General features: G+C 66.9%; 14 protein-coding genes and 1 pseudogene. 6 read left to right on the forward strand and 9 right to left on the reverse strand.

Features of this window, described 5'->3' with window-relative positions; genetic code table 11:
- Positions 1 to 26: 26 nt before the first annotated feature.
- Positions 27 to 2,153, reverse strand: coding sequence for a methyl-accepting chemotaxis protein (locus tag AC07UW_RS15240; protein WP_495212345.1), 2,127 nt, complete (start codon positions 2,151 to 2,153; stop codon positions 27 to 29).
- Between the two features lie 234 nt (positions 2,154 to 2,387).
- Between AC07UW_RS15240 and AC07UW_RS15245 the strand changes: the two genes are divergently transcribed.
- Positions 2,388 to 3,353, forward strand: a complete 966-nt coding sequence (locus AC07UW_RS15245) for a L,D-transpeptidase family protein (RefSeq protein ID WP_495212346.1) — start codon at positions 2,388 to 2,390, stop codon at positions 3,351 to 3,353.
- A 4-nt stretch (positions 3,354 to 3,357) separates the two neighbouring features.
- Positions 3,358 to 4,014 carry a M23 family metallopeptidase gene (locus AC07UW_RS15250; RefSeq protein ID WP_495212347.1) on the forward strand — a complete coding sequence of 219 codons (657 nt, stop codon included), beginning with the start codon at positions 3,358 to 3,360 and terminating at the stop codon, positions 4,012 to 4,014.
- 30 nt (positions 4,015 to 4,044) lie between these two features.
- On the opposite strand, the gene AC07UW_RS15255 is transcribed toward AC07UW_RS15250, so the two are convergent.
- The 5 genes and pseudogenes from AC07UW_RS15255 to hflK form a co-directional block, all read right to left on the reverse strand.
- Positions 4,045 to 4,701: a hypothetical protein gene (locus AC07UW_RS15255; RefSeq protein WP_495212348.1), complete on the reverse strand. Its 657-nt coding sequence runs from the start codon at positions 4,699 to 4,701 to the stop codon at positions 4,045 to 4,047.
- An 88-nt stretch (positions 4,702 to 4,789) separates the two neighbouring features.
- Positions 4,790 to 6,082, reverse strand: a complete 1,293-nt coding sequence (locus tag AC07UW_RS15260) for an adenylosuccinate synthase (RefSeq protein WP_025877044.1) — start codon at positions 6,080 to 6,082, stop codon at positions 4,790 to 4,792.
- A gap of 238 nt (positions 6,083 to 6,320) precedes the next feature.
- Positions 6,321 to 6,503, reverse strand: a pseudogene (locus AC07UW_RS15265) (DUF2065 domain-containing protein); the annotation flags it as partial.
- 67 nt (positions 6,504 to 6,570) lie between these two features.
- The gene (hflC, locus tag AC07UW_RS15270) at positions 6,571 to 7,434 is read right to left on the reverse strand and encodes a protease modulator HflC (protein WP_025877040.1); all 864 of its coding nucleotides are present in this window, start codon (positions 7,432 to 7,434) and stop codon (positions 6,571 to 6,573) included.
- Positions 7,431 to 8,567 carry an FtsH protease activity modulator HflK gene (gene hflK, locus AC07UW_RS15275; RefSeq protein ID WP_223496164.1) on the reverse strand — a complete coding sequence of 379 codons (1,137 nt, stop codon included), beginning with the start codon at positions 8,565 to 8,567 and terminating at the stop codon, positions 7,431 to 7,433. The genes hflC and hflK overlap by 4 nt, the downstream gene beginning before the upstream one ends.
- A 152-nt stretch (positions 8,568 to 8,719) precedes the next feature.
- Between hflK and AC07UW_RS15280 the strand changes: the two genes are divergently transcribed.
- A complete protein-coding gene (locus AC07UW_RS15280) occupies positions 8,720 to 9,715 on the forward strand; it encodes a YhdH/YhfP family quinone oxidoreductase (RefSeq protein ID WP_495212349.1) in 996 nt (331 codons plus the stop codon).
- A gap of 88 nt (positions 9,716 to 9,803) precedes the next feature.
- Entirely contained in the window at positions 9,804 to 10,175 is a 372-nt protein-coding gene (gene pilH, locus AC07UW_RS15285; RefSeq protein WP_005410644.1) for a twitching motility response regulator PilH, read from the forward strand.
- A 179-nt stretch (positions 10,176 to 10,354) separates the two neighbouring features.
- Here pilH and AC07UW_RS15290 read toward each other — a convergent pair whose 3' ends face one another.
- Entirely contained in the window at positions 10,355 to 11,245 is an 891-nt protein-coding gene (locus tag AC07UW_RS15290; RefSeq protein WP_033831759.1) for a DnaJ C-terminal domain-containing protein, read from the reverse strand.
- 259 nt (positions 11,246 to 11,504) lie between these two features.
- Between AC07UW_RS15290 and AC07UW_RS15295 the strand changes: the two genes are divergently transcribed.
- Positions 11,505 to 11,987, forward strand: coding sequence for a peroxiredoxin (locus tag AC07UW_RS15295; RefSeq protein ID WP_025877032.1), 483 nt, complete (start codon positions 11,505 to 11,507; stop codon positions 11,985 to 11,987).
- A 30-nt stretch (positions 11,988 to 12,017) separates the two neighbouring features.
- Positions 12,018 to 12,599: a ferritin-like domain-containing protein gene (locus tag AC07UW_RS15300; protein WP_495212350.1), complete on the forward strand. Its 582-nt coding sequence runs from the start codon at positions 12,018 to 12,020 to the stop codon at positions 12,597 to 12,599.
- 124 nt (positions 12,600 to 12,723) lie between these two features.
- On the opposite strand, the gene pbpC is transcribed toward AC07UW_RS15300, so the two are convergent.
- A complete protein-coding gene (gene pbpC / locus AC07UW_RS15305) occupies positions 12,724 to 15,108 on the reverse strand; it encodes a penicillin-binding protein 1C (protein ID WP_495212351.1) in 2,385 nt (794 codons plus the stop codon).
- Positions 15,109 to 15,157: 49 nt separating this feature from the next.
- Positions 15,158 to 20,065, reverse strand: coding sequence for an alpha-2-macroglobulin family protein (locus tag AC07UW_RS15310; RefSeq protein WP_495212352.1), 4,908 nt, complete (start codon positions 20,063 to 20,065; stop codon positions 15,158 to 15,160).
- Between the last annotated feature and the right edge of the window lie 133 nt (positions 20,066 to 20,198).

Below are 20,198 nucleotides of genomic sequence, written 5' to 3' on the forward strand. Positions count from 1 at the left end.
CCATCCAACATCGCGCTGTCGTTGGCTTACGCCGCGCGTGCAGGCAGGCTGGGCATGCGTGCCCCCTGCTCCAGCTGGAACACCGACACCGACGTGGTCAGCGCATGCGCCTGCTCTTCCAGCGCGCGGCTGGCTGCGGTCGCCTCTTCCACCAGCGCAGCGTTCTGCTGGGTCACCTGGTCCATCTGCACCACCACCTGGTTGACCTGCTCGATGCCGGCCGCCTGTTCCTTGCTGGCGGCGGCGATGTCGCTCATCAGCTGGGTGGTACGCGAGCTCGCCTGGGCCACGCGGGCAATGGCGGCTTCCGATTCGACGGTCACGGCCAGACCACTCTGCACCTTGGCAGCGGCGTCCTCGATCAACTCCTTGATCTCCTTGGCAGCGACACCGGCACGCTGTGCCAGCGTACGCACTTCGCTGGCCACCACCGCAAAGCCGCGGCCCTGTTCGCCGGCACGCGCCGCTTCCACTGCAGCGTTCAGCGCCAGGATGTTGGTCTGGAAGGCGATGCCATCGATCACCGTGGAGATTTCCGAAATGCGCGCCGAAGACTGGTCGATCTCGCCCATCACCGTGGCCATCTGCGCCATGGCCTGCTCGGTCTCGCGCACGGCAACGCCGGCCGCATGCGCTTCGCTGTCGGCCTGGCGTGCCAGCTCGGCGTTCTGGCGCACGGTCGAGGTCAGCTCTTCCATCGAGGCGGCAGCCTCTTCCAGATTCGCGGCCTGTTGTTCGGTACGGCGCGACAGATCGTTGTTGCCGGCCGCCAGTTCCTGTGCCGCGTTGTTGATGCTGTCGGCGGCCACCTGGATGCCACGCACGATTCCGGTCAGCTGCGTGGTGGTGGCGTTGGCATCGTCACGCATGCGCGCGAACACGCCCTCGTACTCGCCCTCCATGCGCGCGGTGAGGTTGCCATGCGAGATGGCGCGCAGCACGTCGGAGACATCGGCGATGCTGGCCTGCGAACTGGCCATCATGCCGTTGAGGTGGTTCACCATCGCCTGGAACTGGTACTGGAATGCCGCGGCGTCGCCACGCACGCTGAAATCGCCAGCACGCGCGGCACGGGCCAGTTCATCGATCTGCGCGTTGATCGCCATCAGGCTCTGCTTCACCGCCGCCAGGGTACGGGTCAGCGTGCCCTTCTCACCCGGGTACTCGGGCAGATCGCGGCTGAGGTCGCCGATGGCATAGCGCTGCATCACCTCGGCCATCAGCAGCTGCACCTGCACGTGCGATTCGACCAGGTGATTGGTGGCCTGCACCATGCGGCCGAAGTCGCCGGGGAACGCGCTGGCGTCCATCCGGTAACGGATCGCGCCGGCTTCATGCTGCTCGGCCATCTGCAGCTGCGCGCCGATGGCGGCCTGCACGCTCTGGCGCACGCTGGCCATGGCCTCGCCGAGCAGGGTCAGCTCGTCACGGCCACCCAGGCGGAATTCCTGGTCCAGTTCACCCTTGGACAGGCGCTCGGCCAGCTGCACTGCACGCGCCAGCGGGCCGGTCATGCTGCGACCGATCAGCACCGATGCGGCGATGCCTGCCAGCAGCGCCACGCCCCCCAGCACCAGCAGCTGCAGCAGGCTGCGCTCGCCCAGGCGGATCGCCTCGGCAGCGGCCTCGCGGCTTTCCTTTTCTTCATAGGCCACGCCATCGGCCAGTGCCTTGTTCCAGCCATTGGCCGCTTCCTGCACCGGGCCCAGGGTCAGCGCCACGGCGCCGGGGAAATCGCCCTGTTCCATCAGTTCGCTGGTTTGCTTGTTGAGCGGACGGGCGAGCGCGCGCTTGGCGGCGATGGTCTCGCCGATCACCTTGCCTTCGGCATCGCCGGGCAGGGCCTGGTAGGCCGTCCAACTGGCCTCGTAGCGCTTGACCAGAGCGGCGATGCGCTGCTCGTCGTTGGCACGGTCTTCGCCCTGGCGGATCAGCATCTCGCGGCGCACGACCATCATCTGGTTGTTGGCATCAAGCATCTCCGACAGCAGCCGCACCTTGGCTACGCCGACCTCGACCACCTGCTCCATCGCGCGCTTCTGCACCATGGTGGCGGTGGCACCGGTAGCGACCACGGCGGCAACCAGCAGCAACAACAGGCCAAAGCCAAGCCCAAGACGCCAGGCGACCCTGACGTTCCTCAAGTAGTTCATGGGGTGAATCCAAAACGGGGGGGATGCGCCCATATCGGCCCGCCAGCCGGGAATCTTGATCGCCTCCCGCTCGACTGCGTCGGAAGCCGTTCACCTTGGTGAGACCCGGCCTCCCGCTTCTGCGGTGGGAGGATGGCCCGGCGGCGCGGCCCCACTGCTCATGCTGGCATCAGTTTTCTTTCACGGCGGCTGCGCAGCGTCTACGGGCAGGGTGGAGGCATGATCTGCCTGGAGATGCCCATGCCCGTATGCCGCCCCGCCCTGCTCGCCCTGTCGCTGCTGATGTCGCCCGCCTTTGCGCAGACGCCCCCGCCCGCCGGCCTGCCAGCACCCATCGCCGAAAAGGCCGGCCCTGACACGGCAGCGCGCTCGCCCCTGCACGCGCAGGTACTTCTGGACCGCGCAAACTTCTCTCCGGGCGAGATCGATGGCGAAGTGGGCAGCAATCAACGCCGCGCGGTGTCCGGCTTCCAGGCAGCGCACGGGCTGACAGTCAGTGGCGAACTGGACGACGCCACCTGGAAGGCCCTGCAGGCCGACTCGGTCGGCCCCCTTGCCAGCTACACGCTGACCGCAGAAGACGTGGCCGGTCCGTTCGTCGCGATTCCAAAGAAGCCCGCCGACCAGGCCAAGCTCAAGGCACTGGGCTTCAGCAGCGTGGAGGAATCGCTGGGCGAGCGCTTCCATGCCGCACCGGAGCTGCTGAAGGCGCTCAATCCCGGTGTAGATCTGAGCAAAGCCGGCAGCCGCATCCAGGTGCCCAACATTGCGCCCGCTGCATTGCCCAAGGCCGCCAAACTGGTGGTCGATAAATCCGACTCCACCCTGCAACTGCTGGACGCACAGGGCAAGGTGATCGCGCAGGTGCCGGTGTCGTCGGGCAGCGAGCACGATCCGCTGCCGATCGGTGAGTGGAAGATCCTCGGCGTGTACCCGGACCCGCCATTCCACTACAACCCGAAGCTGTTCTGGGACGCCAGGAAGGGCGATCGCAAGGCCACGATTCCGCCCGGCCCGAACAATCCCGTCGGCCGGGTCTGGATCGACCTGTCCAAACCCCATTACGGCCTGCACGGCACGCCGGTGCCCGGCCATGTCGGCAAGACCGAATCGCACGGCTGCGTGCGCATGACCAACTGGGATGCGCTGCGCGTGGCTGCAGCGGTGGATACCTCGGTACCGGTCGTCATGCAGGAGTGAGCCGATGCGACTAGCGCAATTGATCGTACTGGGGCTGGTGATGGGCGTGGCAGCCGGATGGTGGCTGCAGCGCGATGGCACGCCGTCCGATGACAGGGATGCCCGCCCCCTTGCAGTGGCGCAGACCTCCGCTGCGGCCGACAGCGCCCGTGCCGTACCCGTGGAGCAGGCGACAACGGCAATCGCCGCGCCCGCCCCAGCAGCAACGGGCGACACACCCTCCGGCCTGCTGCTGCCTGTACAGGGCATTGCACCGTCGCAACTGCAGGACACCTTCACCGACGCACGCAGCGAAGGCCGCGTGCACGATGCGATCGACATCATGGCTGCTGCCGGTACACCGGTGCTGGCGGTGGCCGATGGCCATGTCGAGAAGCTGTTCGACAGCGAACGCGGCGGTCTGACCATCTATCAGTTCGAACCCAGCGGCCACTGGTGCTACTACTACGCGCACCTGCAGCGCTACGCCGACGGCCTGGCCGAGAAGCAGACCATCAAGCGCGGCGACGTGATCGGCTACGTCGGCAGCACCGGCAACGCAAACCCAGAAGCCCCGCACCTGCATTTCGAAGTGCACGTGCTGGGCCCGGAGAAGCAATGGTGGAAGGGCGAGTCGATCAATCCCTATCCATTGCTGAAAAAAGGGGACGGAGGGGATTAAGTCGCAAGCCGCACGGTCTGGTCGTGGCACCTAGGCAGCGCGTGGACGACGCCTGCGCAGCGCGATGGTGAAGATCACCAGTGCGATGCCTGGAACCAGCAGCAACAGCGCTGCCAGTTTCCAGAAGAAGAACGGCCACAACCAGAGGTAGTCCAGGTCGGTCAGTTTCAGAAGATCCAACGGCGGCTGCACTTCGATCGTTGCCGGCCTGCCGACCAGCGCCGGCTCCACTTCCAGCACGGTCACCCGCAGCCAGGAGCGGCCACGGGGCAATGCATCACCGCGCCCATAGCCGAAGTACGCGGCGGTAAAAACAGCCGTTTCAACGGTTTCCACCCTGCGCACAACATCCGTTCCGGGAGGGCCAGATCGCACGCTTGCACGGAAGTCCGCATGCTCGTTGGGGGTTTCAACGCGCATCAGCACGCCGGGGTCGACGGCCGGGTCAGCGGCGTTGGGCGGGTAACGCAGCCGCAACCGCAGGCGATCATCAATGAAGCGGTAGACCGTGATCTCCGCGCTCGCACCGGGGCTCAGCACCAGCGGCAGGGTCTGCGTGCGTGACGCCAGATGGTTGGCCACGGCGCCCACCGCCAACACCACACAGGCGACTGCCCACAGGCCCCAGAACACCCACAGGGTGATCCGCAGCACCCGCGTTCCTTTCGCGCTGACATCGCCGGTCATCGATCCGCTTCCCTGCTGGCATTGCGTACACACTAACGAAAAAGCCCCGCTTTCGCGGGGCCTTTCCTTCACGCTACCAGGCAGTCGCTCAGGCGAACGGATCCTGCAGGACCATGGTGTGGTCGCGGTCCGGGCCGGTGGAGACGATGCTGATCGGGCAACCGGCCAGCTCTTCCAGCGAACGCAGGTAGGCGCGTGCGGCCGGCGGCAGGTCGTCCCAGTTGGTGATGCCGTGGGTGTTTTCGGTCCAGCCCGGGAACTCCAGGTACACCGGGGTGCACTCTTCCCAGCCCTGCGCGTCCAGCGGCGCGTACTCGGTACGCTTGCCGTTGTATTCGTAGGCGATGCAGACCTTCAGCTTCTCCATGCCGTCCAGCACGTCCAGCTTGGTGATGCACAGGCCGCTGATGCCGTTGATGGCCACGGCGCGCTTCAGCGCGACGATGTCCATCCAGCCGCAGCGACGGGGGCGGCCGGTCGAGGCACCGTATTCGGCGCCGCGGTCGCGGATGCCCTGGCCGATTTCATCGTCCAGCTCGGTCGGGAACGGGCCGCCGCCAACGCGGGTCGCGTAGGCCTTGGCAATGCCCAGCACGTAGTCGATCGCGTCAGCACCGACGCCGGCACCGGCCAGCGCACCACCGACGGTGGTGTTGGAGCTGGTGACGTACGGGTAGGTACCGTGGTCGATGTCCAGCAGCGCGCCCTGCGCACCTTCGAACAGCACGCGCTTACCCTGCTTGCGCAGGTCATGCAGGATGCCGGCAACGTCCGACTTCATCGGCTGCACGTATTCGCCGAAGGCCAGCGCCTCGTCGAAGGTCTTCTGGAAATCGACCGCGTCGGTGTTCAGGTACTTGGTCAGCACGAAGTTGTGGTAATCCAGCGCGGTGCGCAGGAGTTCTTCCAGCTGCTTCGGATAATGCAGGTCGGCGATTCGGATGCCGCGACGCGCCACCTTGTCTTCGTAGGCCGGGCCGATGCCACGACCGGTGGTGCCGATCGCCTTGCCGCCGGCAGCGCGTTCGCGCGCCTGGTCCAGGGCGATGTGGTACGGCATGATCAGCGGCGCGGCCGGGGAGATCTTCAGGCGCGAACGCACTTCCACGCCGGAGGTTTCCAGCTCGGCGATTTCCTTCTGCAGCGCGGCAGGCGAGATCACCACGCCGTTGCCGATCAGGCACAGCGCATCGTCACGCAGGATGCCCGACGGGATCAGGTGCAGGACGGTCTTCTTGCCGTTGATGACCAGGGTGTGGCCGGCGTTGTGGCCGCCCTGGAAGCGCACGACAGCGCCGATTTCCTCAGTGAGCAGATCGACGATCTTGCCCTTGCCTTCATCGCCCCACTGGGCACCAAGCACTACGACAGACTGACCCATGACGGGTTCCTCTATTTGTTGCGGCCATCGGGGCCGCGGACGGGTAAACCGCAGCGGGGCTGGCCAGCGCTTGGGTGGCGGCTCCAAACGGGGAGCGGCCGGCGATGGAAGGCCCAGACACGGAAAAAGCCGAACGGGGAGGCCCGTCCGGCTTTTGTGCATTATCCGGGTTTCCGGGGTCCGGTGCCACCTTTCCGACGGGCGGCTTCACCAGCCGGTCAGCCACCCCGCCCCGGTAGTGCCGTACCCACCACAGCAGGCTCAACCCGGCCAGCAGGACCAGGCCACCGAAGCTGCGCAGGGCCGGGCTGGGCAGGTCCAGCAGGCGTTCGGCCATGCGCTTCCAGGCCACGGGGGCCACGAACAGCAACAGGCCTTCCAGCACCGCGACCAGACAGACGGCGGCGAACAGATCTTTCATGGGGGAACTCCGGAAAAGCACGAGGCCCGGCGTATGGCCGGGCCCCGTGAGGTACTGCCGTGCGGACTCAGCGATCGTTCTTGAGGTACTGCAGGAACGGGTCGTTCTTGTCCAGCACGATCACGCCGTTGCCGTCGGTCATCGAGCCACGGTAGGCCTCGAGGCTGCGGTAGAACGCGTAGAACGACGGGTCAGCCGAACCGGCCTTGCCGTAGATGCGTGCGGCCTCGGCATCGCCTTCACCACGCAGGCGCTGGGCATCGCGTTCGGCTTCTGCGATCAGCACGGTGCTGTCACGGTCGGCCTGGGCGCGGATGGTCAGCGACTGCTCCTCGCCCTCGGCGCGCAGCTTCGCGGCTTCCTGCTTGCGCTGGGCGCGCATGCGCTCGTACACGTCATTGATCACCTGGCTGTCGGTGGGCAGGTCCACCTGCTTGATGCGCAGGTCGATCATCTGCATGCCCAGCCCGGCAACGGCTTCGTTGATGCCCTTCAGCTGCTCGGCGATCAGCTCGCTGCGGTCGCCGGAGACCAGCTGCTGCAGGGTGCGCGAGTTGATCTGGTTGCGCAGCGAGTCGGTGATGATCGGCGCCAGGCGGGCGTTGGCGATGCGCGGATCGCCGCCGGTGGCACGGAAGTAATCACCCACGTTGGAGATGTAACCGATGGCGAAGAAGTCGACGCTGACGTCCTTCTGCTCGGCCGTGAAGTAACGGGCCGGCGCGGTGTCCAGCACCTGGAAGCGGCGGTCGAACACCCGCACCGTTTCCACCACCGGCAGCTTGAAGTGCAGGCCCGGCTTGATGTCCGAACGCACCACCTTGCCCAGGTTCAGGACCATGGCGGTCTGGTCCTCGCGGACCACGTACACCGAACCCAGCAGGCCCAGCAGCACCGCTACGACAACGGCGATCCAGATTGAATTTCTCATCGGCTGCCCTCCTCACGGCCGCTCGAACGCCCGGTCGGGCGGCCCACCGGCCGGCCCGGATCACGGGAAGCTTCCACTGCGGTGGTACCCGGCAGCGACGGCATCACCACATCGGGATTCGGCACCGGCGCCGGTGCCGAGGTGCTTGCACGGGTATCACCGGTCATCGGCACGTAGATCAGCTGGCGGCCATCGCCACCAATGACCTTGCGGTTCTCGCTCAACACCTGCTGCACCGTTTCCAGCCACAGGCGCTTGCGGGTGACTTCCGGTGCGTCCTTGTACTGGGCCTGCAGCAGGCTGAAGCGCTGACCATCACCCTCGGCCTTGGACACCACGGCCTGCTTGTAGCCCTCGGCGGTGGTACGGGCACGCGAGGCCTGGCCGCGCGCTTCAGGCACGACCTTGGCCGCGTAGGCCTGGGCTTCGTTGATCAGGCGCTCCTTGACCTGCTGGGCACCGTTGACCTCGTCGAAGGCCGGCTTGACCTCCTCCGGCGGACGGGCGTCCTGCAGGGTCAGGCCGGTCACGGTCAGACCGGTCTTGAAGGCACGCAGCAATGTCTGCAGGCGCTCTTCGGCGGCCACGGCCAGCGGGCCACGGTTGTTCAATACGGCGTTGAGGTCGGCGCGACCGACTTCCTCGCGCACCGCGCTCTGCGCCGACTGTTCCAGCACCTGGTTGGCATCAACGGTGCCGAACAGGTACTGCTGCGGGTCATCGATGCGGTACTGGACGTTCAACGAGACATTGACGATGTTCTCATCGCGGGTCAGCACCGGCACCTGGATCGAGAAGGTCTTGATCTCGGTGGCGTTGACCTTGGTGACCGATTCGATCGGCCAGGGCAACTTGAAGTTCGGGCCTGGGGTCAGGATGCGCGAGAACTGGCCGAAGCGCAGCACCACGCCACGCTGCTGTTCGCCGATCAGCTGGAAGCTGGAGAACAGCACCAGCAGGACCACTGCCGCCACCACCCAACGCAGGATGCCGCCGTCGAACAGATCCTTCAGCGGTCCGGGCAATCCGCCCCAGCCGCCACCATTGCCACCGCCGCGCGACCCGAACGGCCCGCGTCGATTGTCCTCGGGGCCTTGTCCGCCCTTGTTGCCGCCGGGTGTATTCCAGGCCATGCACGCTCCATCAAGATGTGGGCTGCGACGCGGGCCCTTCCCGCAACGCCAGCCGTTAACCACTACCGATCATACAAGATGGGGCGGACCGGCAGGATTGAAAGGGGTCGGACCGGGTAAGGTGGCGTTTTCCTCGAAGTCAGGCAACGCCGATGGCCCCCACCACCCCGTTCACCGCCTTCCGCATCGAAAAAGACGACGCCGGCCACCGCAGCGGCCTGGTCCCGCTGCGTCTGGACGACCTCAACCCCGGCCAGGTACTGATCCGCGCCCACTGGTCCTCGGTCAACTACAAGGATGCCCTGGCCGGCACCGGCAAAGGCCGGATACTGCGTCGCTTCCCGCTGGTGGGCGGGATTGACGTGGCCGGCACGGTGGTCGCCTCCACCGATCCGGCCTGGCGCGAGGGCGATGCGGTACTGGCCACCGGCTGTGGCCTCAGCGAAACCCGTGATGGCGGCTACAGCCAGTACGTGCGACTGGAATCGAGCGCGGTCATCGCCCAGCCGGCGGGCTTGAGCCCACGCGAGGCGATGGTACTGGGCACCGCCGGCTTCACCGCCGCACTGGCGCTGCTGCGCCTGCAGGACAACCGGCAGACACCCGAGCTTGGGCCACTGGCGGTTACCGGCGCCAGCGGTGGGGTCGGCGCTCTGGCCGTGGACATCTTCAGCCGCGCCGGCTATGCCGTGCACGCGATCAGCGGCAAACCGGAGCAGATCGACTTCCTGCGCGGCATCGGTGCTGCCGAGGTGCTGCCGCGTGACGCCCTTGCCGACACCGGGCCGCTGCAGTCGGCACGTTTTGGCGGTGGCCTGGACAACGCCGGCGGGCCGATGCTGGCCAGCCTGCTGGCCCAAACCGTGCCTTACGGCAGCGTGGTCAGTGCGGGCCTGGCCGCCAGCCCGACGCTGGACATGACCGTGATGCCCTTCATCCTGCGCGGTGTCTCGCTGCTCGGCGTTTCGTCGGCCAATGCCCCGCGCGCGCTGCGCGAAGAAGTGTGGGCACGCTTGGGCGACGCGTGGAAGCCGCAGCACCTGGACCGCATCTGCACCGCCGAAGTCGGTCTGGATGGCCTGCCTGCGGTGTTCGATCGCATGCTGGCGGGCGGCTCGCTTGGCCGCACGGTGGTGCGGATCGACTGAACGTCGCAGGCAGGCGACGGACGGCAGCAGTCGCCCTCCCGCCAACGGGATGCCGGCACTACACTTCCGGCATCACACGGGGAACAACATGGCACGCATTCTGATCGTCGACGACTCACCGTCGCAGCTGTTGGGGATACAGCGCATCGTCGAGAAGCTCGGGCACCAGATCCTGACCGCCACCGATGGTGCGGCCGGAGTGGAAACCGCGAAGGCCGAGCTGCCCGACCTGGTGCTGATGGACGTGGTGATGCCCAACCTCAATGGCTTCCAGGCGACCCGCACGCTCGCCCGCGATGAGGCGACCCGGCATATTCCGGTGATCCTGGTGACCACCAAGGACCAGGACACCGACCGCATGTGGGGCATGCGCCAGGGTGCCAAGGCCTATATCACCAAGCCGTTCTCGGAAGACGAGCTGTCCGAGGTGCTGGAGCGGGTGTTCGCCGGTCAAGGCTGACCCACCGCTCTGGCAGGTGCCAACCTTGGTTGGCACGGCTTTGCTCTGGTAGATGCCAACCTTGGTTGGCACGCCTTTGCTCTGGTAGATGCCAACCTTGGTTGGCACGCCTTTGCCGGCCAGCGGCCGACACTACCGCCAGGCGTGCGGACCGAGGTCCGCACGCACCGAAGCAGATTTCAGATCGTTTCGCCAAACGCCTTGGCCAGATTCCGATAGGCCTTCTTCTGCGCTTCGTCCGTCGCCGCCGGGGCGACAATCTCCAGCTCGACGATCTGATCGCCCTCCGGGCTGCCCGGCAGGCCACGTCCACGCAGGCGCAGTTTGCGACCGGCATCGGAGTCAGCCGGAATCTTCAGTTCCACCGCTCCGCCCAGGGTCGGCACGCTGATGCTGGTACCCAGCGCCGCCTGCCACGGGGTGACCGGCAGCGTGTACAGGATGTTGCGACCGTCGACCTCGAACTGCGGATGCGCGGCGTACTCCACTTCCAGCAGCAGGTTGCCGCCGTGGTTGCCCTGCCCGGCCAGGCGGATCACCTGCCCAGGACGGATGCCCTTGGGCACGCGCACGTCCAGCTGCTTGCCATTGACGGTGATGCGCAGGCTGTCGCCGCTGTAGGCCGCCTCCAGCGGTACCGACAGCTTGGCCCGGGTATCGCGGTTGGGCGCATGGCCATGGCTGCTGAAGCCCGGGCCCGGGCCTGCACCCTGGCCGCCGCGCTGGCGCGCGAACAGGCTCTCGAAGAAGTCGCTGAAACCACCGTTGGGGCCACCGCCGCCGAACACTTCCTCGAAATTGAAACCGCCACCGCCGTAGTTCGGCGGCACGTTGAATTCCTCGCCCGGACGATAGCCCTGCGCACGCAACTGGTCATAGGCCGCGCGCTTCTCGGGATCGCGCAACGCCTCGTAGGCCTCGTTGATGGCCTTGAACTTGTCCTCGGCCCCGGCCTCCTTGCTGACGTCCGGGTGGTACTTGCGTGCCAGCCGGCGATAGGCGGTCTTGATTTCCGCCTCGCCCGCGCTCGGTTCCACCCCCAGGGTGGCGTAATAATCCTTGAATTCCATCCAGCTACCTCGATTCGCTTCGGCCGCGCCGGTGGGCGCCGCCCCGGGTTCATTCTACGCGCCGGCGATGCTACGCCGCCGGTCGTGCGGCAACGGTGAGGCCGACTGATCCAGCGCAATGCGCCTGCCATCGCCCGGCCGCATGCTGTGGCTGACAGCCCGCCGCGGACGACGGAGATGGGGTGTATACATGGGTTTTCCAATGTCTTGACGCGTCCGTCCCCTCCTGGCCCCTACCCTCACCCAGCAAGGAGTTCCCATGACCATCCATGTCGGCGACCGTATTCCGGAAGTCACCCTCAAGCGCATCCGCGAAGGCATCGAGACCCTCGATACCCACGCCCTGTTCGACGGGCGCAAGGTGGTGCTGTTCGCCGTGCCCGGTGCATTCACCCCCACCTGCTCGGCCCGCCACCTGCCCGGGTACGTGGAAAAGTTCGAGGCGTTCCGCCATCGCGGCATCGATGTCTACTGCGTGGCGGTCAACGATCCGTTCGTGATGAAGGCCTGGGCCACCGACCAGCACGTGCCCGACGGCCTGCTGATGTTGTCCGACGGCAACGCCGAACTGACCCGTGCACTTGGCCTGGAGCTGGATGCAAGTTCATCCGGCATGGGCACGCGTTCGCGTCGCTTTGCCCTGTACGTGGTGGACGGCACGGTACGCGCGGCCTGGATCGAGGAACCCGGCCAGTTCGAGGTGTCGTCAGCCGACTACGTACTGGATCACCTGCCCACCTGAAACCCTGACTGCAGAGGAAACCGGCCAGCCATGTCCAACAAGCCAGCCAAAGCCAACAACACCTCCCCTTCCGCCAAGGTCGCTGGCATCAGCGATCGTCAGACCCTGCGCGAGCGGGCACGGAAGAACATCGAGGACGGAGCGATCACCGACAGCTACAGCGCCGACCGCAAGGTGGTGATCAAGCTGCTCAACGACGCGCTGGCCACCGAATATGTGTGCGTGCTGCGCTACTACCGGCACTACTTCATGGCCAAGGGCATGCTGGCCGACGCAGTCAAGGGCGAGTTCCTGGAACACGCGCAGCAGGAGCAGGCACATGCCGGCAAACTGGCCGAGCGCATCGTCCAGCTGGGCGGCGAGCCTGACCTCAATCCGGACACGCTGACCGCACGCTCGCACGCCGAATACAAGGAAGGCAGCGACCTGCGCGACATGGTCCGCGAGAACCTGGTGGCCGAGCGCATCGCCATCGACAGCTACCGCGAGATGATCAACTTCATCGGCGACAGTGACACCACCACCAAGCGCATCCTGGAAGAGATCCTGGCGCAGGAGGAGGAGCACGCCGATGAGTTCGCCGACCTGCTGGATGGCTGGATCGGGGAGTAGCGCCGGGCGATAGCCGGCCAACGCCCTGGTAGTCGCCCACCTTGGTGGGCGGCTTCTGCGCGTGCCAACCAAGGTTGGCACCTACCGGGTCAGGGTGCACCAACCCGCCGGGCATGGCACGGCGCTACCGCAGCACGTTGAACCGTACCTGCGTCCAGGCGCCGTCAGCGGCCAGCGCGGTCAACGTATGCGCGCCCGGATCGGCGAACTCCCGCTGCATCAGCTGCGCACCGCGTGTCTGCGCGATCCATCGACCATCCAGCAGCCAGTCCACGGCCTGTTCGCTGCCCAATGCGCGCAGCTGCAGGCGTACGCCGTGTTCGGCATTGGGTGCACGCGCCAGCGTCGCGCCTTCGTTGAGGCCATCGATATGCAGGGCCACGCTGGCCTCGCGACCATCATCGCGACAGTCCGGCGACAGCGCGGGAAGCTGTGAGGCATCGCGCGTGGCTTTGGGCAGCCAGGGTGACAACAGCGCCGGCCATCGCGCGATTTCCCGCGCGACTTCCTCATGCGGCGCGCTGCAGTCTGCCGATACGCGCAGTCCGGTGCGCGCGTCAGCCAGGTAGCGTTGGCGGCCAGGCTGCCATCGCCGTGCCTCGCGTTCGGGGAACGTCGGCGGTGCCGCACCGTCCAGCAGATAGGCCGACAGGCGTCGCTGGCAGAGTGCCGCTGGCAACCCTTCGGCCAGTTCTCCAGTTGGCCAGCAGATGTCTGCCTGGGTCACGCTGGCCGGCATCGGCGCGGCCGCCGCATCGCCGCGTTGGCGCGGCAGGCTGTCGACCACCTCGAACATCAACGGCAAGGCGGTGACCGCGCCGTACTGCCCCGGCAACGGCGTGCCATCGGGGCGCCCCACCCACACGCCCACGGTGTAGTGGCGGGTACTGCCGATCGCCCACGCATCGCGGTAGCCATAGCTGGTTCCGGTCTTCCAGGCCACGCGCGGCCGCCCGCCAACGTCGAACGTGCCAACGCCGTACCCCGGGCGCGGATTCGATTCCAGCATCTCGCGCACGATCCAGCTGGCACCGGGCGAAGCCAGCCGCCGCTCGATCATCGGTTCGTCATCGGTGTAGCGCACGCGGCCGGCAATGCCGTTGCGGTTGAGCGCAGCGAACGCACCGACCAGGTCTTCCAGCCGCGCGCCGGTGCCGCCGAGGATCAGCGACAGATTGGGCGAACTGCCCGGCGGGAAGCGCAACTGGATACCGGCGTGCGACAGGCGCGCGGCGAAGCGTGCCGCACCTACCCGCTGCAGCAGGTCGACCGACGGCACGTTCAGGGACAGGCGCAGCGCACTGGCAGCACTGACCGGGCCGTTGAAGGCCATGTCGAAGTTGCCCGGCCGATAGCTGCCGAAGCTCTGCGGCGCATCCACCAGCAGGCTCTCGGAATGGATCAGGCCATCATCGAGTGCCATCGCATACAGGAACGGCTTCAGCGTGGAGCCCGGCGAGCGCCAGGCCTGCACCATGTCCACGTGGCCCAGCCGTTGCCGATCACCGAAAGACAGCGTGCCGACATACGCACGCGCCTGCAGGGTCTGATTGTCGACCACCAGCAGTGCGGCTGACGTGCGCTCGGGCAGCGTGGAGAAATAGCTGGCCACGCGCTCTTCAAGGGTGCGCTGCAGGCCGATGTCGATGCTGCTCTGGATCCGCGCCTGCCCCGGATGCGCCGAGTGCAGGCGCTGGGCCAGCAGTGCCGCATGCAGCGGCGGGCGCAGCGAGCGTGCGACCACGTTCTCGATGCGCGCATCTTCCACTTCCTCCGGCGTCCATGCGCCGAGCTCGGCCATGCGCGCCAGTACCTTGTCGCGAGCCTTCTGCGCGGCTTCGGGATGACGATCCGGGCGCAAACGGCTGGGTGCCTGTGGCAGCACCGCCAGCAACGCGGCCTCGGCATGCGAAAGCTGCGCGGCCGGCTTACCCAGGTAGGCCCAGCTGGCCGCCTCCACGCCTTCGATGGTGCCACCGTAGGGCGCGCGCTCCAGATACAACGCGAGGATCTCGCGCTTGGACAGGTGCACCTCAAGCTGCACCGCACGCAGCATCTGCTTCAGCTTGCCCCAGGGCGTGCGCGTATGCGGATCGAGAATGCGCGCCACCTGCATGGTCAGGGTCGAGCCTCCGGAGACGATGCGACCACCCCGCAGCAGCTGCTCACCGGCACGCAGGATCGCCAGCGGATTGATGCCCGGGTGCTGCCAGAACCAGCGATCCTCGTAGGTCAGCAGCGCCTGCAGGTACAGCGGCGACACGCTGTCGACCGACGCCGGATAGCGCCACACGCCCTCGGCATCGGCGAACGCCCGCATCGGGCTGCCGTCAGCGGCGACCACCAGCGTGCTGGTGTCGCGTTGCCGGGGCAACGGCGGCGGGAAGGCGAAATCCAGCACCAGCAGCAGCGCCAGCAAGGTCGCCGTGCCCCAGCGCAGCCAAGGCCACAGCGGCTGCAGCCGCTGCCGCAGGCGCGGCAGCCGCGTTTTCAGCAATCCCACCTTCATCCACGGCATCCAGTGGGACGGGCCGCGCCGTCGCGGCCCGTCCGCACGGTCACGGCTGTACCACCGTCAACGTGGTCGGATTGCTGCGGCCGACGCCACGCAGCTGCGGCCGGTACATGTCCTCCACCAGCGACGGCGGCACCGTGTAGGTACCCGGAGTGACCGCACGCACCAGATAGAACACGTTGGCCTTGCTGCCACGCGAGAGCTTCAGCGCCGCCACGTAGCGGTCATCGCGGAACTCTTCGTGCTTGGTATCGGCCGCTTCGCTGCGGTCGCTGATGGTGATGCCATCCACCACCACATCGGCCCACTGCTTGGCATCGCCCAGGTTGAGGTTCTCGATCTCCAGGCCCGCCGGCAGCAGGTCGGTCAGCAGCGCATCGGGCATCTCGCTGTCGGCGGTGATGGTGACGCGCACGATCAGCGCTTCGCCCTCCTTCAGCGGACGCGGCGACCACGGCTTGCCATCGGTGCCGAAGTAGCTTCGTTCCACGCCGATCACGCTGTTGTCCGGCGCCGGCGCGCTGCGCGGAATGCCGGCCACGTCGATGCTGGCGAACATCGGCGGCTGTCCCTGCGGGGTGAAGCGCACGCCCGCGGCCAGCTGCGCTGCATCGAAGTTGCGGCCAAACAGCTTGCGTTCGCCGATGGCCTCGCTGTTGCCACCGATCACCAGCTCACCGGCCACCAGCGCCTTCTGGTTGGCGGCCAGCGCCTTGCCGAGACGGGCGATGGCCACCTGTTCCTGCGTGCTCAGCCACATCCAGCCACTGTTGCGGCGTGCATCCAGGCCACGGCCAAGATCAACCGCGCGTGCATCCCATGCCGGCTTGGCCAGCTTGTTTTCGTGGGTCAGCGCGATCATCAGCGCATCATCACGAACGGCACTGCCGTAGTCGCCGAAGTACGACGGGCGCTCGCTGCTGGACTTGGCAAAGCCCGCCGCGAGGGCCGCCTGGCCGCGCTTGGCATCGCCCTGCAGCGACAGCGCCACGCCCAGGTGCACCAGCGACAGGCCACCCACGGCCTTGCCGCGTTCGTTGTCGTACAGCGTGCGCAGGGTACCCAGCGGCGCGCGGTTGACGCGGGCCAGCACGTAACCCGAGTACGCCTGGTTGGCGAACTTCAGGCTTTCGCGTTTTTCCTGGCCGTAGAACTGGTTGCCACCGGACAGCAGGTCTTCGCTCAGGCGGTTCAGCGCCTTCTGCAGCACGTTGTCCGGCACCGCGAAACCACCGTCCTTGGCATCAAGCAGGAACTCGGCGATGTACGGCGTCAGCCACGGGTTCACGTAGCCATCGTCACCCCACATCGAGAAGTTGCCGTTGGCCACCTGCATCGACGCCAGGCGACCGAACGCACCTTCCATGCGCTCGCGACGGGTCTTCGCGTCCAGGCCGTCAGCGCCGAGCATGGACGACGTGGCCTGGTCCAGGATCAGCGCGGCGTAGCCCTTGCTGGTGGTCTGTTCGGCGCAGCCGTACGGGTAGTTCAGCGCGCCCTGCAGCGCGCTGGCGAACGGGATCGGCGGCAGCGGGCTGACCAGCAGGCGGGCATTGACCGATTCGGACATCAGCCCGTCCATCAGGCTGCCATCCAGGCTCACCGCCGCCAGCGGATCGAGCGTGCGCACCTGCGAGCGCAGTACCTGCGGCCACGCCGCGCGTACCGGCAGATCGTAGCGGCGGTCGGCCTTGAAGCCGTTGCCATCCACACGCACGCGCACCTTGGCCACGCTGTGGCCCTCGCGCGCCGACAACGGGAAGCTCAACGTGGTCTTGGCATCGGCATTGAGCTGCACGCTGCGCGTGCCTTCGCCCAGGCTGAGCGGGCCTTCGCTGTCCACGCGCACGTTGAACTGACCGGGCTTGCCGGTGAAGTTCTGCACGTCCAGGGTCACCGTACTGCGGTCGCCCGGGGCGAGCACGCGCGGCATGCTGGCCTCGGCCAGGATCGGCGCACGCACCACGGTTTCCACATCGCGCTTACCGTACTGGTCATCGCTGTAGACCAGCGCCGACACCCGCAGGGTGCCATTGAAATCCGGCACTTTCAGGCGGATGCGGGCAATGCCCTTGGCATCGAGCTGCACCGGGCCGGAGAACAGGTCCACGGTCTGCACGCGCGCGGTCGGCCGCTTGGCCTGCGGCAACGCCTGCAGCGCCATGTCGCCGCCGAACTTCAGCTTGCCGCTGCCGCCGTCGAAGCTCTCGATCACCCGGCTGTAGATGTCATAGGCATCGATACCGAGGCGGCGCTGGGCGAAGAAGTGCGCGCCGGCATCGGGCACCGGGAAGCGGGTGATGTTGAGAATGCCCACGTCCACGGCCGAAACAGTGACGTGCGCGACCTTGCCGGCCAGCTGCGGTGCGCTGACCGTCACTGGCAGGTCCTGCTCCGGTCGCATCTGCTTGGGCGCGGCCAGGCCGACGGCCACGGTGCGGCCCTTGCGGTCCATCGGCACGTGCACCACGCCCACCGCGCGGGCCGGGGTGATCTTGCTCGGCGCACTGCCACCGCGGAATACCAGCGCGGTGATGTAGACGTCGTGGCGCTCCCAATCGGCGGTGACCGGGATCTTGTAGGTGGCACCCGGCTTGGCGTCGATGTCCTGCACGTACAGCATGCGGTCGGTCTCGACCATCAGCACGCCCTTGCCGGCATGCGGCGGGGTCACCGTCACTTCCAGGGTATCGCCGGCCTTGTAGCCGGTCTTGTCCAGGCCCAGCTTGACCTTGTCCGGGCGGGCATCGAGGCCACGGTTGTCATCGCCCCAGCTCCAGCCGGCCCGGAACGGATAACGGCTGGTCAGGCCGGTGGACGGATCGAACACGTCTACCCGGTACTCGCCCCACTCCACCGGGAAGTCGAAGGCCACCGCGCTGCCGCCGGCATCGACGGTACGGGTTTCCTTGTTTTCGAAGCGGCGGGTGAAATCGTAGTCCCAGCGGTTGTCGTTGAAGGTCCAGTGGTAGTCGCGCAGCTCGCGCACCAGGGTGATCTTTAGGCCCTTGGCCGGCTGCGGCTTGCCGTCCGCATCCACGCGCATCAGTTCAAACCGCGCGTTGCCGTTGGAATCAGCACCGTCGTCCGGATTGAACAACGGGCGCACGCCGACCAGTGCGGCGGCCGGCCACACCACCCGCTTCAGGGTGCGGGTGACCGTGCGGCCACCGGTTTCATACAGGCTGCCGGACAGCACCACCGCGATCGGTGCCTTCGCCTTGGTCGCTTCTTCCGGCAACGACACGTCTTCGCGCAGCTGGCCATTGGCCGGCAGCGTGGTGTCGATGACATCCTTGGCTTCGCGCGGCAGCTGCAGGGTCGGGTCGCCGAAGAAGTAGCCCGGCAGGCCCTCCACCGGCTTCTGCTCGGCGGCCACCGCCATGCGCGCGGTGAAGCGGTTGCCATCGGCCGGGGCACCGTACAGATAGGCACCGTTGGCCTGCAGGTGCAGGTCTTCACCCGGCTTCAGCGTCTTCTGCGCGCTGTCCAGGTCCAGCTTCATGCGCTCCGGCAGGAACTCTTCGATGCGCAGGGTCATGCCCTGGATCGCTTCCTTGCTGGCCGGGTCGGTGCGGAACTCCACCTGCCAGCGCCCGGTCGGCGCCTCGGCGGGAATGGTCTGCTCGAAGTTGATGTAGCCCTGCTCGCCCGGCTGCACGCGGGTTTCGCGGAAGGTCTTGCCATCGGGCTGCTTCAGGCGCAGGAACACCGGCTGGCTCTTGATCGGCTTGCCGTCGTTGTCGCGCAGCAGCGCCGACAGGCGCACCGTCTCGCCCGGGCGGTACAGGTCGCGGCCCGACCAGGCATAGACATCGAACCAGGCGTTGTCACGGCCGGCCACGGCGAACTCGCTCAGGTCCAGCGCCGGCTGGTTGAAGGGCAGGAAACTGGTGTCCTTGCCGCTGCTTGCCACCAGCACGTGGGTGGCATCCAGGGTGTAGTTCAGCAGCGCATTGCCGTTGCTGTCGGTACTGCCCTTCAGCACCACTTCGCCCTTGGCATCGAGCACGCGCAGGTCGATGCCCTTCAGCGATGCACCGTCCTTCAGCGCGGCGGTATGGACGAACAGCTTGTCCTTGTACGCGCGGGTGTGCAGGCCGATGTCGCTGACCGAGAAGAATGCGGTATCGAACTCGCCCTCGTAGTCACCGGTGCGCTTGAGCAGGGCGAAATACAGCCCCGGCTCCTGCAGTTCCTTGATGTCCTGGGTCGGCAGGTAGGTCAGCACCCGCTCGTTCTGCTTGCCGCCCAGGATGAAGCGATTGACGTAGACCGGTTCGGCCAGCTTGTTGATCGGGCTGCGCTCGTAGTCGCTGCTCAGTTCCCAGCTGCCACGGCGACCACCGCGCTGGTACTGGCTGAAGAAGGTCGGCAGATCCTTTTCGCGCACGCGCAGGAACTCGACATCGACCTCCGGCACGTTCACCGACACCACCGGCAGGCCGCGGCTGTCCTTGGCCGGCAGCACGCTGCCCTGCGAGGCAAAACCGGCCACCGGCTTCAGCTCGCCGCTGAAGACCTTCTGCTTCAGTTCCTTGCCCAGGCGGCTGCCATCGGCGGCCAGCAGGTCCGGCGAGACCACCAGGCTGAATTCCTTGCCGGCTTCGACGAAGGGATAGCGCAGGGTCAGGCCGTCATCGGACAGGGTCCAGCTGCTGTCATCGTTGCCGACCTTCTCTTCGAAGCGCACCAGCTTGTCGAAGTCCTGGGTGCCGACCAGCGGGCGCGAGAACTCCAGCGCCAGCGACAGGCCTTCACTCTTCTGGTCCGGGTAGGCACGCAGCAGGGTGAACTCCTTCACCTGCTCGGCCTTGGTGGCGATGGCTTCGCCGCTGGCCTTTGGCAGCTGCCCGCTGTCATTGCGGCAACCGGCCAGGCCCAGCAACAGGCCTCCTGCCAGCAATGCTGCCGTCCATCCCCACCGCATCCGCCGTGCCGGACCGCTCATGTCGTCACTCCTTGATCGAGGTGGCCATTATAGGCGCGTCGCGTCAAGGCGTTGACGCGGATTCGGCAGGAATGCATCGGAACGGTAGCGCCGGGCCATGCCCGGCGGAGTAGTCGCCGCCCCGGTTGGCGTT

The sequence above is a fragment of the Stenotrophomonas sp. GW821-FHT02D01 genome, from assembly GCF_059421765.1.

Coding starts and splice junctions, on each gene's coding strand:
- AC07UW_RS15240 (WP_495212345.1), bottom strand. CDS start 2,153: ATGAACTACTTGAGGAACGTCAGGGTCGCCTGGCGTCTTGGGCTTGGC.
- AC07UW_RS15245 (WP_495212346.1), top strand. CDS start 2,388: ATGCCCATGCCCGTATGCCGCCCCGCCCTGCTCGCCCTGTCGCTGCTG.
- AC07UW_RS15250 (WP_495212347.1), top strand. CDS start 3,358: ATGCGACTAGCGCAATTGATCGTACTGGGGCTGGTGATGGGCGTGGCA.
- AC07UW_RS15255 (WP_495212348.1), bottom strand. CDS start 4,701: ATGACCGGCGATGTCAGCGCGAAAGGAACGCGGGTGCTGCGGATCACC.
- AC07UW_RS15260 (WP_025877044.1), bottom strand. CDS start 6,082: ATGGGTCAGTCTGTCGTAGTGCTTGGTGCCCAGTGGGGCGATGAAGGC.
- hflC (WP_025877040.1), bottom strand. CDS start 7,434: ATGAGAAATTCAATCTGGATCGCCGTTGTCGTAGCGGTGCTGCTGGGC.
- hflK (WP_223496164.1), bottom strand. CDS start 8,567: ATGGCCTGGAATACACCCGGCGGCAACAAGGGCGGACAAGGCCCCGAG.
- AC07UW_RS15280 (WP_495212349.1), top strand. CDS start 8,720: ATGGCCCCCACCACCCCGTTCACCGCCTTCCGCATCGAAAAAGACGAC.
- pilH (WP_005410644.1), top strand. CDS start 9,804: ATGGCACGCATTCTGATCGTCGACGACTCACCGTCGCAGCTGTTGGGG.
- AC07UW_RS15290 (WP_033831759.1), bottom strand. CDS start 11,245: ATGGAATTCAAGGATTATTACGCCACCCTGGGGGTGGAACCGAGCGCG.
- AC07UW_RS15295 (WP_025877032.1), top strand. CDS start 11,505: ATGACCATCCATGTCGGCGACCGTATTCCGGAAGTCACCCTCAAGCGC.
- AC07UW_RS15300 (WP_495212350.1), top strand. CDS start 12,018: ATGTCCAACAAGCCAGCCAAAGCCAACAACACCTCCCCTTCCGCCAAG.
- pbpC (WP_495212351.1), bottom strand. CDS start 15,108: ATGAAGGTGGGATTGCTGAAAACGCGGCTGCCGCGCCTGCGGCAGCGG.
- AC07UW_RS15310 (WP_495212352.1), bottom strand. CDS start 20,065: ATGAGCGGTCCGGCACGGCGGATGCGGTGGGGATGGACGGCAGCATTG.